This is a genomic window from Bifidobacterium sp. wkB344, from assembly GCF_003688305.1.
Taxonomy (GTDB): domain Bacteria; phylum Actinomycetota; class Actinomycetes; order Actinomycetales; family Bifidobacteriaceae; genus Bombiscardovia; species Bombiscardovia mizhiensis.
Genome location: NZ_NPOQ01000013.1, coordinates 18,594 through 31,941, shown reverse-complemented (window position 1 = coordinate 31,941; position 13,348 = coordinate 18,594). Strand labels below are relative to the sequence as shown.

9 protein-coding genes and 1 tRNA gene are annotated in these 13,348 nt (G+C 54.7%); 7 read left to right on the top strand and 3 right to left on the bottom strand.

Annotation, left to right across the window (positions count from 1 at the left end; genetic code table 11):
• Positions 1-450: 450 nt before the first annotated feature.
• Together CI601_RS03605 and CI601_RS03600 are read right to left on the bottom strand one after the other, a co-directional pair.
• Complete coding sequence (locus CI601_RS03605; RefSeq protein ID WP_147437935.1) at positions 451-2,394, bottom strand: DUF6541 family protein; 1,944 nt, start codon at positions 2,392-2,394, stop codon at positions 451-453.
• Positions 2,395-2,497: 103 nt separating this feature from the next.
• Positions 2,498-3,256: a metal-dependent transcriptional regulator gene (locus CI601_RS03600; protein ID WP_121914483.1), complete on the bottom strand. Its 759-nt coding sequence runs from the start codon at positions 3,254-3,256 to the stop codon at positions 2,498-2,500.
• Between the two features lie 175 nt (positions 3,257-3,431).
• Here CI601_RS03600 and CI601_RS03595 point away from each other — a divergent pair, with 175 nt between their 5' ends.
• From CI601_RS03595 to CI601_RS03570, 6 genes are all read left to right on the top strand, one after another.
• Complete coding sequence (locus tag CI601_RS03595) at positions 3,432-4,874, top strand: Nramp family divalent metal transporter (RefSeq protein WP_220702622.1); 1,443 nt, start codon at positions 3,432-3,434, stop codon at positions 4,872-4,874.
• A gap of 302 nt (positions 4,875-5,176) precedes the next feature.
• Positions 5,177-6,619, top strand: coding sequence for a catalase (locus CI601_RS03590; protein WP_121914329.1), 1,443 nt, complete (start codon positions 5,177-5,179; stop codon positions 6,617-6,619).
• A gap of 126 nt (positions 6,620-6,745) precedes the next feature.
• Positions 6,746-6,833: transfer RNA gene (locus CI601_RS03585), tRNA-Ser, on the top strand.
• 404 nt (positions 6,834-7,237) lie between these two features.
• Complete coding sequence (locus CI601_RS03580) at positions 7,238-8,557, top strand: MATE family efflux transporter (RefSeq protein WP_121914328.1); 1,320 nt, start codon at positions 7,238-7,240, stop codon at positions 8,555-8,557.
• 367 nt (positions 8,558-8,924) lie between these two features.
• Positions 8,925-9,302, top strand: a complete 378-nt coding sequence (locus CI601_RS03575; RefSeq protein ID WP_259465300.1) for a MarR family winged helix-turn-helix transcriptional regulator — start codon at positions 8,925-8,927, stop codon at positions 9,300-9,302.
• Complete coding sequence (locus tag CI601_RS03570) at positions 9,299-11,572, top strand: ATP-binding cassette domain-containing protein (protein ID WP_121914326.1); 2,274 nt, start codon at positions 9,299-9,301, stop codon at positions 11,570-11,572. Before CI601_RS03575 ends, CI601_RS03570 begins: the two co-directional genes overlap by 4 nt.
• Positions 11,573-11,598: 26 nt before the next feature.
• Here CI601_RS03570 and CI601_RS03565 read toward each other — a convergent pair whose 3' ends face one another.
• Complete coding sequence (locus tag CI601_RS03565; protein ID WP_121914325.1) at positions 11,599-12,369, bottom strand: GNAT family N-acetyltransferase; 771 nt, start codon at positions 12,367-12,369, stop codon at positions 11,599-11,601.
• Positions 12,370-12,716: 347 nt separating this feature from the next.
• On the opposite strand from CI601_RS03565, the gene CI601_RS03560 reads away from it, so the two are divergent.
• Entirely contained in the window at positions 12,717-13,337 is a 621-nt protein-coding gene (locus CI601_RS03560) for an isochorismatase family protein (protein ID WP_121914324.1), read from the top strand.
• The last annotated feature ends 11 nt before the right edge of the window (positions 13,338-13,348 follow it).

Here is a 13,348-nt window from a genome sequence, read left to right as displayed (position 1 = left end):
CGCATCTTCTCTTCGCCCTGCAAGGGAAGCTGCTAATAACAGCACAAAAACAAGGCAACTTTACTTTAACTATCATAGTCTATCCTTTACAGGGATGAAGCACTGTCTCAGCCTGACCGACCGGAAACGTTACATGGCTTTTGCCCGGTCAACAATTCATCCCTACTTCGCCTACTCTCGAAAAGTATACGGAATGATAAAATACACTTGCCGACATCTGCTAACGACCTTGTTCGTGAATTAACTGATTATGACGTAGCATATCCTGCACTTTTATTAACTGACAACATAAATGGACATTGTACATTATCGAAGTGGCACTAACTAGTATTGCTGTCTTTTTCTCAGAAGCCCAATTGTTGATCCAGACATATCCCGGAATAAACAACAGCTATCTTGCGCACTCATCGCCTTCATCAGTGAACGCACATCGCTTGGTATTAGTATTTGTTAGCTGCACGATAAACGGTAAAGCGCCCAAGGCTGACTACCTTCGGAGGATGGTCCGAAGTCTTTGACCTTCTGAAGAGCCCCCGATTTTATGTAGCTATCGACAAGTGCTTGATTATGGAATGGATAATACTGTGCTTTATAAGTGAACATTTGCAGGTCAGCTGCCTGATCACCCATCGCGAGTAAGTATTTGTTTGTTGGAGTTGCAGTCCCGTTTTCGGCCCCTTTGTCATAGCTGGTAGTAACCGGACAAGTCGTGCTCAACATGAGCTCGGGATCCCTGGAAGCGAACGCGTGTTCAACCTGACCAAAGACCTTGCCATTCTTGGTGTCCATGGGGTTATATACCGGGTACAGCATGTCCATGCCATACAGTGTCATCCCATACATGGATCCGTTGAGCGGATCAGCAATCACGGTGGAATGCGGCCCCACCAGTTGGTTGACTTGAGAAAGCACTTGACGTTTCCGATCGGTAAGCTGCTCCGACTGGTCAGTCTTAGTAAAACCCGTGTTTCGAGCCACGCTTGATGCTACCGCCTCCCGAGTAGGGTTAAAGAAGCAGGCCGTAGCTGTCAAACAGACCAAGAGAAGAACTACTACAAAATTCGAGCCGGACTCTCTATAGAGAGTCGACACGAAAGACCTCTTATTTGTGTCCGGTCTGTATTGGAATAGGCATCGCATACCGAAAACCAACAGAGGCACAACGCCAAGCGGGATCATTGTTAATGGCCGAGTCTCTCCTCGGTACCAAGCAGCGGTAAGCACATTAGCCAGTGGCCCCTTTACCGCAGCCGCACATACGAAAATCACCCCTATCAGTACATATGAGAGAACAAGTGCCAAACCATCCTTGAACCGTCTGCCGCTCAGAGCCAGTGCAGACACAATGGAAAGCACCAGGCAGACAGCCATTGCCAGGCCGGAAATACCAGGCAGAAAATCAGTAATGACAATCCGGAAGGCTTCAGACAGGCTACGCGTAGGCTGATAAGTGTGAAACCAATTGGACGGATGCAGGAAGTCCTTCCCATGATCACGGCGCATCACATACAAGGCAAAAAGCAGAACTGCGACTCCCAGACCTCCCAGAGCCGCGAGAATCCAACGCCAGGGCAATCTGAAGAGAACGAAAAACCCTATCAGTACTAGGTAGGTGAAGGCAACCCGTGGATGAGCCAGTATGATGAGCAATCCAAAAAGGATGTTGACGATCGCCCACTGCAATATATGACGAGAGCCATCTGCACGTTCAGCAGTCACAGCATCCATCAGTCGTAAACCGGCATAAAGCGCGAAAGGCAGCAAAGCAGTCCCCAGACCATAGGCAAGGAGGGGACCAGCACTCAGAGTCCAATATGGAAAAGCCGCTGAGATGACCGACAATATGGGCACAGCGGCAGAAAGCAGACAACATTGCCAAGTGCACAGCCCGTCCAGGAAATACGAAGTCCAAAGCAGCATGCCCATAGGAAAAATCAAACCGGCATAAGCAATCCAAATCAGATTGACACCAGCAAATATAGTGATGTCGATGCCAAATAATGCGCACAACCGCATGATCCCGTAAACCAGAAGGTGAAACAAAGGCGGATAAAACGAGTCATTGGGATTCAGAGTCAGCGCAACCGATAGACCATTCCTAAGCAGCTTACGAATGAAATAATAATGAGAAGGGGCATCGATTTCCTGAATCGGAGACGACCAAATATCTCCAGTGCGAGAGTACCAAACCAGCACCAATGTCAAGGCGATCAGAATTCCGAACAGTCCCGCATAGATATGGGCATGTCTACGCAGCCGAGAAACCGAAGAGGAACCTGAATCTGCCGATCTGCAACTGCCTTGATCACGTGCCAGCGGGCATGTTACCAAGGCAGATGAGCCAACCACTTTTCCTTGGCCCAGTTCGCGATTTTTTCTCATATCCGCATCCATACCTGCACCCTTAAGGATTACGCCGGAATCTGCCCGACTGGCTGTTCCTTGGCAATGGACTTGACCCGCACAGATTCTTGGCATCTGACTAGAGCCATCACCATCATGCCATACTGACCTGAATCAGATCAGCGGCTTTTAAGTCCACATCGACAACATCCCACGCATCCTCATTCTGTGCTTCCAAGTTCGCCGCCGGATTACTACCCAATTCCGTGGGAGAAGACGCTGCAGCAGCAGGCGCAAGAATACTCACCTGAAACTTCGCAATCCCATCCTTGTTTCCTCTGCTTTCCACACGCAGAATACTCCCAGGCACTAGGCCGAGACGAACTAGATACCTAAGGATGTCCGAATCCTCGTCGCTGACTCGTTGAATGCAGACCTTTGAGCCTATCGGCACCTCGGATAGAAGACTGGTAGCCGGTATATCGGGCAGATCTCCGTCAGCCGATGGTATGGCATCCCCATGTGGATCCGCAGTAGGGTGTCCGAGATATTCGTCGATGCGGTCCACCATCTTGTCGGAGACAGCGTGCTCAAGGCTGTCCGCTTCCTCATGCACCTCATCCCAGCCGTAGCCGAGGACCTGCACTAGGAAGGTCTCCAGCAGCCTGTGACGTCGGACCATGGTGACCGCATAGCGACGACCGGTCTCAGTCAGTTCCACCTTACCGTAAGGCCTGTGAGTGACCAGACCAGCATCGACCAGACGGCCCAGCGCGCCCGAAACCGTCGACTGCTTCATGCCCGTCCTTTCGGCCACCGCAGTGGGCTGTACAGGGCCCTTGTCCCATTCCTGAAGATCCCAGATGACCTTGAGATAATCCTGGGCGCTGGAAGACAATTCGGCAATTCCCATGTTCCACAGTCTATAGCACAGCTCCACAGCAAGACCCGCGAGCAGCCCTCCGGGCATATTTCGACATTGTCACAGATCACCTCTGGTATTCTTCATCAAGCGCCATTAGACTTCGAAGGGTCGAAGTCTATAGACAGCCACACGACCGCTACGGTCCATAATCAAGGAAGGTGACATGCCGAACACTCAGACCCGACCCGCCTCAGGGTCCGCCAGTCCAGCCGGATCCGAAGTCAGGACCCCGCCGTCCAGTCGGCAGCACCAATCCCATACCATCATCGAGACGGCCAACGGACGCTCCCTGGAGGAGATCAATGCCACGGTCTCCGTACCCAACTCGACCTCCTCCTTCTGGAAGAACCTGGCAGCCTTCTCCGGCCCGGGCGCCTTGGTGGCAGTCGGCTACATGGATCCTGGCAACTGGATCACCTCCATCGGCGGCGGCGCCCAGTATGGCTACCTGCTCATGAGTGTCATCCTCATCTCCAGCCTGATCGCCATGATGCTGCAGTACATGTCGGCCAAACTGGGAATCGTGACTGGTCTGGACCTGGCCCAGGCCACCCGCCAGCACACCAGCCGTCGGCTCAGCTTCGCCCTCTGGATCTGCACGGAACTGGCTGTGATGGCCACCGACATCGCCGAGGTGATCGGCGGGGCCATCGCCCTGAAGCTGCTCTTCGGCATTCCATTGATCCTAGGGGTGACGCTGACCGTCCTGGATGTGCTCATCCTTCTGCTGCTGACCAAGATCGGCTTCCGACGCATTGAGGCCATCGTAGCCACGCTGATCCTGGTCATCATGGCGGTCTTTCTCTACGAGGTCTTCCTGGCCAGGCCGGATGTACCTGCGGTCTTCCGCGGCTTCATCCCCGACAAGGCCATCTTGGGCAACGGCCAGCTGACCATGGCTCTGGGCATCGTGGGCGCCACGGTCATGCCTCACAACCTCTACCTGCACTCATCCATCGTCCAGACCCGCGACTTCGACCGGAGCGACGACCGCCAGGTTGCCAACGCGGTCCGCTTCGCCACCTGGGATTCCAACATCCAGCTGTCCGCCGCCTTCGTGGTCAACTGCCTGCTGCTGGTGCTGGGTGCGGCCATGTTCTTCGGACACGGCGAAGGGCTGGACACCTTCACCGCCCTCTACAACGCTCTCGGCGACAAGACCATCGCCGGCCCGGTCGCCTCCGGACTGCTCTCCACCCTCTTCGCCGTAGCCCTGCTGGCCTCCGGTCAGAACTCGACCATCACCGGCACCCTGACCGGACAGATCGTCATGGAGGGCTTCATCCGCATGAGGATCCCCCTCTGGCTGCGCAGACTGGTCACCCGTGTGATCTCCATCATCCCTGTGCTGATCTGCACCATCGCCTTCGGCGGCAAGGAGTCCGCTCTGGATAGCCTGCTGGTCTACTCCCAGGTCTTCCTGTGCGTGGCCCTGCCCATATCCATGATTCCCCTGGTCTGGTTCACCTCCTCCAAGAAGATCATGGGCAAGTACGCCAACCCTCGATGGATGGCCTTCCTGGCCTGGATTGTCGTAGCTGTCCTGACCGGGCTCAACCTTCAGCTGGTCATCCAGGATGTGGGCGAACTGATACAGATGCTCTGAGCACCAGTGCTCTAATGGGAGCCGCCGCCACTTGCCCAATGAATGAGGCAGTGGCGGCGGCTTTCTTGCAATGCTGTCTACGATGTCATCAACGTCTTGCTCGATTAGTGACATATCTGACTCTCGCTTAGCGCGCATATCCACCAACTTCATCCCCTGTCAGATACGGTGGAGAATAGCAGGATTTTATCAAGAGTTCTGCTATCAGCGATCGAGTGGTTAACCAGGAGCTGGGTCGCAGACCTGGCCAGCTTAGGACCGTCAATCGCAAAAATCAAAGATGTGAGAGGAATCGAGCAGACATGAACGACAAACTCACTACCAACGAAGGGCAGCCTTGGGCAGATAACAACCATAGCCAGACGGCAGGCACCCGCGGACCTATCCTCATGCAGGACTACCAGCTCCTCGAAAAGCTGGCCCACTTCAACCGCGAGCGCATACCAGAGCGTGTAGTCCACGCCAAGGGTGCCGGAGCCAAGGGAACCTTCACCTTGACCAAGGACATGAGCGCCTACACCAAGGCCGACGTATTCAACGGTGCAGGCAAGACCACACCCATCCTGCTGCGCTTCTCCCAGGTGGCCGGCGAATCCGGCTATCCCGACACCCTGCGCGACGTGCGCGGTTTCGCCCTGCGCTTCTACACTCAGGAGGGCAACTACGACGTAGTGGGCAACAACACCCCCATTTTCTTCGTCAATGACCCCCTGAAGTTCCCCGACTTCATCCACTCGCAGAAGCGTGACCCGGCCACCCACCTGCGCAGCCAGGAGATGCAGTGGGACTTCTGGTCGCACTCCCCCGAGTCGGTACACCAGGTGACTTATCTGATGGGCGACAGGGGCAACCCTGCCAGCTACCGGAATATGAACGGCTACGGAAGCCACACCTTCAAGTGGGTCAACGCGAAAGGCGAGCAGTTCTGGGTCAAGTACCACTTCCTGAGCGAGCAGGGCGTGAAGAACATGACCGACGAGACCGCCGCCAAGGTCGCCTCCGAGGACACGGACTTCCTCCTGCATGATCTCTACGATGCCATTGACCGGGGCGACTACCCCAAGTGGAAGGTCTGCGTGCAGATCCTGCCCTACCAGGAGGGCATGGACTACAAGGACGATATCTTCGACGTGACCAAGGTCGTCTCCAAGAAGGACTATCCGCGCATTGAGATAGGCGAGTTCGTGCTGGACACCAACCCGACCAACTATTTCGATGATGTGGAAGAGGCGGCCTTCTCCCCCGCCAACTTCGTCCCCGGCATCGAGCCTTCGCCCGATAAGCTGCTGCAGGGCCGCCTGTTCGGATACAAGGACGCAGAGCGTTATCGCCTGGGCGCCAACTACGAGCAGCTGCCCATCAACCGCCCGGTCAATGAGGTCCACAACTACGAGCGCGATGGGTTCATGTCCCAGGGGCAGGATGGATCGGTCAACTACGAGCCCAATAGCAAGGGTGGTCCTGTGGAGGACAACGATGCCCGTATGCACGGCGATGCCGTCCAAGGGGAAACCGAGTACTCCCGCCCCTATGACGAGGACTACTACTCCGCAGCCGGCCGTCTCTACAGGCTGATGAGCCCGGAAGAGAAGAACCGCCTGATCCAGACCATCAAGAACAATCTGGGCTCTGTCGATGACCAGGAGATCCAGGTTCTCGAGACCAGGCAGTTCTACCAGGCCGACCCCGACTACGGCCAGCGCGTGGCTGAGGCTCTTGGCCTTTCCATGGATCAGATCAAGTAATACAAGAACAGGGCGGGAACTGCTGGCGACACGTCTGGACTGGTCTGCAATCCCCGCCCTGTGTTATTATTTCCTAGTTGCCTTGATCAGGGTCACGTAGGCTACGGCCCCATTCATTGCAGCCTTGGAGGATTCGCCTAGTGGTCTATGGCGCACGCTTGGAAAGCGTGTTGGGTTCACGCCCTCACGAGTTCGAATCTCGTATCCTCCGCCAGTAGAGTCTTGGACAATGGCCCAAGACTCTTTTTGTATGCAGAATATCGGCATTGCCATGCGTTGCGCTGTCGATCCCGCTCTCTCCCACTTTGTTTGGTCTTTGCAGGTCGTTTAATATAGTGAGCTAAGCGGTCTTATCGCCATACGGGGCCTCATCGCCTAAGTGCCGCGCAAGACAGGGATGTCCGGAGGCGACCAGACGCTACGAGCAAGGGCGAGACGAAGAAAGTTCAGGGCCATGCCTTTGAAGACTTACGGCAAATGCATGCGAAGATACGCTCAGGCCCGTCACCAGTTACAAGTTAGCACCCATGCGTCTTTGCAGCAGGCGAGCTTACTTAAGCGGATCACCCATCGCTTCCCTATGAGGTTCGAGATCGGGGTGGAGCGGTGACTCGACCCGTGAGTGACACTATCAAAACGTGCCTGCGCAATGCGGCCATTGGGGTCCCCCTGTTATTCCAGAGCATTCTCTTTAACGTCATGTTTTATTGCGACTCCTTCCTACTCGGCTTTGTCGGCGAACGCGAGGTGTCAGCCGTCTCGGCAGGCTCTCAAGTCATCTGGCTGTATGAAGCCTTGATAACGTGTCCGGCCTACGTCTGCGGGACTATAGTCGGCAGGCTTGAAGGAGCAAGTCGAAGATCAGAGATACGCACTGCCGTATCGAGATGTTTCGCCTTCACCGCTATTCTCGTTTTGATCGCTGGCTCAGGACTCTTCATAACATCGCAAACCGTGTCTTTTGTGATGATTCATAATTCGGATGCCGCAAATATGATGACCACCTATGTCAGATGGGCCACTGTCGCATATGCCTTAAGCACCTTGGGTACAGTGGCGGAATATGCCCTTCAGAATATGAAAGAGCAGAGAAAAGTATTATCTATCTACATCTTCGAATTCGCAATTAAACTGTCGGCTTCGGTCTTCTTCCTTTTCTATATGCATCTCGGCATTTTTGCCATCATTTTAGGAATGCTGCTATCAAAAATGGCAAGAGTCGTGATGTTGCTTTTCACGCTCTTTCATAAGATGCGTAGATTGGTCTCCGCCAGGGGACATGCCTATGAATACTCGTGGCAATCCTATACGAAGCAATGCGTACCACTTGGCCTTTCGATATTGCTGTGGAACATATCCACCATCATCATCTCTTCAAGCTTCGGCAGACTCGATATCTCCGCATATACTGCATACGCGCTGTTGAACAATGCCGTGTACATCATCCTTATTCCCACCGAGGCATATACGAAGTCACTGGCAATTCTGGTGGCCAGGCTGATAGGCGCCTCTTCCTGGCTCGGCTCGGAGTACGTCCATAGCAGACTGCAGATTATGCGATCTGCAAATGTGATGATCGGCATCATATCGGTTTGCATTTCGTATATCTATATAAGTGTCATACCTTTGATGCAACCGGGCATCAGCACAAGAGTATGGTCGCAAGTGCATGCAATCGTTCTGCCCTTTTTAGGATATATCGCCTGCAAGAGTATAACTGATTCGATTACCGAGGGCTTCCTGCGCCCCGTATTGGATAACGCTTTTCTCTTCCTTGTCGAATTCCTGGCCTTGCCATGCACAATAATCGTTTTCTACGTCCTCAGCATTTCCCTGCTTGACGGATTCCGGTATCTTTTCGGGCTTGAGTTATTCAGGATGTTGCTGGTCTGCGCCCGGGAAGCAGTCTGGATCCGAAAAGGGCTGCCAGGCACATGAAAGTCGCTATACAAACAGAAGAGATCGTTCCTCGAGCCAACGCATAGGCATGGAGAATGAATCTGCAGATGAATGGAGACGGACCAATTGGGTGGGCACACCTTTCCGATAGCAACTGGTCACTGTAATCGTGCCTGATATGCGGTACTCCACATTTGAGAGCTCAATGGACCTATCCCCCTCCCCCTGCCAGGCTTCACCGGTCCAATACAGCCAGACATGACAGAAATCGGAGCACGTCTAAAGCTACCTAAAAAGTACACAGCGCCCTACTTAATATGGTTTCCAATATGATATAGTTTCTATTATGAAATCAAATGAGCCGTCCCCTCTTTATAACGCTCTTATGTATCTGCAGTGCGAATTCGTGGCAGAGCGCAACAGGGTCAACCCGGGAAATATCACCTGGCAGCAGTTCGACATCCTGACTGTTCTACGCACCGGAGCGTTCATGCCCTCACAGATTGGTCAGCTACTCGGCATAACCCGATCCAAGGTCTCCAAGAACCTCAGCACGCTGCGCGATCTCGGATACATCAGGCAGGTGCCTGACGCCCACGACCGGCGAGAGCTGAAGACCAGTCTGACCCAGGATGGCCGGGACATGCTCAACACCATCGATCAACAACATAAGACCCTTGAGGAGGATGCCCGACAGGTCTGGTCCGAAGACGAGCAGGAAGAGTTCACGGCTCTTGCCAACAGGCTTATCACCAAGCTGCGCCAGGAGCGAGTCGACCGATGAAGACCGAGTGCATTCTTATTGATCGGGCCTCCACACACAACCTCAAGCAGGTCTCGCTGGCCATACCAAAGCGGGCCATCACCGTGGTCACCGGTCTGTCGGGTTCAGGAAAGTCGTCTCTGGTATTTTCCACGTTGGCAGCCGAGTCACAGCGCATGATCAACCGCAGCTATAGCTCCTACATTCAACAGCTCCTACCCAAGTATGAGCCTGCGGAAGTCGCCCGCATCGACAACCTGCCCTTCTCCATTGTCGTAACCCAGAAGCAGCTCTCGGGCAATGCCCGCTCCACCGTGGGCACCTACACCGATATCTATACCGCCCTGCGCCTGCTGTTCTCCCGTATGGCCCGGCCTTTCATCGGGTACTCCATGACGTATTCCTTCAACAATCCTGCGGGAATGTGCCCAACCTGCCAGGGTCTGGGAACTGTACGCAGTCTAGTGCTTGATCGCCTGCTGAACATGGATCTCTCACTGAACCAGGGAGCTATCAACTTTCCCACCTTCCAGCCGGGCGGCTGGAGACTGACCAGGTATACGGATTCAGGCTATTTTGACAACGATCTGCCCCTACGGGAGTGGACCAGAGATGACCTCGACTTCCTGCTCCACGGCAAGAGGCAAAAACCGGCAAACCCTGGCCCCAAGTGGCATAAAACGGCCATGTATGAGGGATTGGTGCCCAGAATCACCAAGACCTTCATCAACCAGAGCAACGACAAATACCAGCATGAGCTGGAGGAGGTTACACAAATCGCCCAATGCCCCGACTGTCAAGGGGCTCGGGTCAACGCCAAGGTGCGCTCAGCCAGGATCGGTGGACTGAACATAGCTGACTGCTCCGCCATGAGCGTGGCTGACCTCAAGGACTGGCTCGGGAAGATTCATAACAATCAGGCTAAGATCATTCTGCAGGACCTAAGGCGAAAGATAGCCAACCTGATAACGGTTGGTCTGGGCTACTTGAGTCTGGAGCGTGGCACCTCTACGCTTTCCGGTGGAGAGGCGCAGCGTCTGAAAATCGCCAACTGCCTGAATAGCCCCTTAAATGACATTCTCTACATCTTCGACGAGCCAAGCGTTGGCTTGCATCCCCATGACCTGACCGGGATCAGGAAAATCTTCAAGGGCTTACGGGACAAGGGCAATACGGTAGTGATCGTGGATCATGACCCCCAGCTCATCGCCATTGCTGACCATATCGTCGACATGGGGCCAGGAGCAGGCAGGCAAGGGGGACAGATCGTCTTCGAGGGGAGCTATCAGTCTCTGTTGGCAAGCGGCACAGCCACTGGCAGATCCCTGTCAGATCCAGGCACAGTGAACGAACCGGCGGCGCCTTCGCAAGGCTTCTATGCAATAGGCAAAGTCACTGCCCACAACGTCAGAGAAGCCCACGCCAAAATACCCCGGCATATGCTGACTGTGGTGACCGGAGTGGCCGGCTCGGGTAAGAGCACACTGATCCGGGAAGGCTTCATGGCACAGCATGATGCCATACTCCTGGATCAGAAGCCAATCAAGGCCAGCGGACGCTCCAACCTGTTGACCTACTTGGGCGTCTTCGACCCGCTGCGCAAGGCCTTCGCCAAGGCTACCGGCGAATCCCCTTCACTCTTCTCATTCAATGCTGCGGGAGCCTGTCCAGTCTGCAAGGGCAAGGGGGTCGTCACTCTGGATATTGCCTACATGGGCGACACCAGCACTGTCTGCGAAAGCTGCCACGGAACCAGGTATTCAACGCAGGCTCTGTCTGCCAGATATCGCGGTCTCAGCATCGCTCAGGTGCTGAAACTGACTGCCGACGAGGCTATGCGCCAATATCGCGAGGTGCTGGGGCCAGCCATGCAGGTCCTAGAAGACGTCGGGCTGTCGTACCTATCCGTTGGGCAGGCCCTCGATACGCTCTCGGGCGGTGAGCTGCAACGTCTCAAGCTGGCTAAGCTGCTCAAGGACGGAATTCATGAGACCCTGATTTTGGATGAGCCCACCAGTGGCCTGCACGAATCCAATATCCTGCAGCAGCTTGCGCTCCTACGTAAACTCATCGCCAACAAAAGCCTCACTATTATCGCCATAGAACATAACCTGCGCTTCATTGGTCAGGCCGACTGGGTGATCGATATGGGCCCAGGAGCCGGGAGCGCGGGCGGCAAGGTGCTGTTTGAAGGGGCTCCGCTTGCACTGATGCGCCGCAATGACACTCCCACAGCCCGAGCCATGAATACCTATTTCGGCTTTACCAAGGATGCAGCACTGCGATTATAAGCGGCTGCATTCAGATCAGCAATGGTTCAGCAGTCCTGCAGGCGGCGCTTCTGCCTGCCCTGCTGGTCGAAATTGTCATCATCCAGCCAGGTCTCCAACCGCTCTTTTACGGCCGGCCATTCACTATCAGTTATGGAAAACCAATCCGTATCCCGAGTTCGACCCTTGTAGACCATATCGTTTCTGAACCGGCCTTCAGCCTTGAATCCCAGCCTCAGCGCTGCCGCCCGGGAGGGCGCATTGAGGCTGTCGCACTTCCACTCGTATCGGCGATAGCCCAGGTCCTCAAAGACATGCCGAGCCATCAGATACTGGGCCTCGGTAGCCTGCCTGCTTTTTTGCAACTCTGGGGTATAGATAACGTGTCCCATCTCGACGCTTCCCATATCCGCCCGAATCCGCATCAAAGCATACATGCCCAACAGATCCGACGAATCATGAAGCTTGATATGTTGGCTCATATCAGCGTCCTTCCCACCTGCAGACTGACCGACACCAAATTCAGGTGCAGACGGCTTGCGGAGAATAGCAAAGAAGAGTGGATCCCGGCTTGCGATCATAGATGCGAAGTCTGAGTCGAATGCTGGCCTATCAGGGTAGAGGTCGTGGGTGCTATAGGTCATGATGGCTTCGTCACAATCCGGACCGAAAATCCGCTCATAGAAGGCATCACTTTGGTTTTCTTCCAAGGGCACTACCAGAACGGTCCTGCCAGTCAAGTTGACAGGCTCCGGCATCATGGCCCCTGCAAACGAAACCGCATCACCAACGGGCTGTCCGAACTCATTGATCCTCATACCCGCATCTCCTCACTTGGAACGATGCTCGCTCCGTTATCGTACGGAAGGAACAGCCGGTAAGCACCAGCTATCACCCCGTACAATCCTGGCATTTAGGATACCAAGCAAACACCCCAAAAGTCCGTATGAATCCGCCTCGCACAACCACGTCTGATCACCCTTGCTGCCTCCTTTATCATCATGTCCACAAGATGCTGATTTGCCGCCGTATTTGTCCACATCCACTCAAGCGGAAGGAGCGATGTATTTGCGGGAATTAGACTGGTATATAAGAGGAATACATGTAGAGCTTCAACCGGTATTCCCTCTGCCTACCGTCAGCATCGACCAAGGGAGTGATCACCATGTCCAAGGCTTTGATTGTCGTGGATGTTCAACCGACCTTCTGCGAAGGAGGTGAACTGGGAGTCGAGGGAGGCAACGCCACAGCTGGCAAAATCGCTGACTATGTCCACGACCATGCCAGGGACTACGCCTACATGGCCACCACCCAGGATTGGCACATCGAGCCTGGATCTCACTGGTCCGATCACCCGGATTTCGTGGACACCTGGCCCAAACACGGCGTAGCGGGCTCGCCCGGGGCGGAGCTGCATCCCAGAATTCGGGAGCTGGGCATCGCCCATCACTTCAAAAAAGGTCAGTATTCCGCCGCTTACTCTGGATTCGAAGGCATCGAAGACAACACTGATCGGATCCAGAGCAGGGAGGAATTCGCTGCGGCCAAGTCATCAGGGGTTACCCTGGCCGATGCCTTGGCGCAAGCTGGCGTCGACCAAGTGGATGTAGTCGGCATCGCCGAATCGCACTGCGTCAAGGAAACGGCCTTGGATGCCGCGAATCTGGGCTACCAAGTCACGGTCTTCGAGGATCTGACAGTCCCGGTCAGCGAGGATCAGGGCGTTGAGGCTCGAAAGGCCATGGCCCAAGCCGGCATTCGTCTTATTCCCTCCAACGGCGACTGAAGGCAACGACA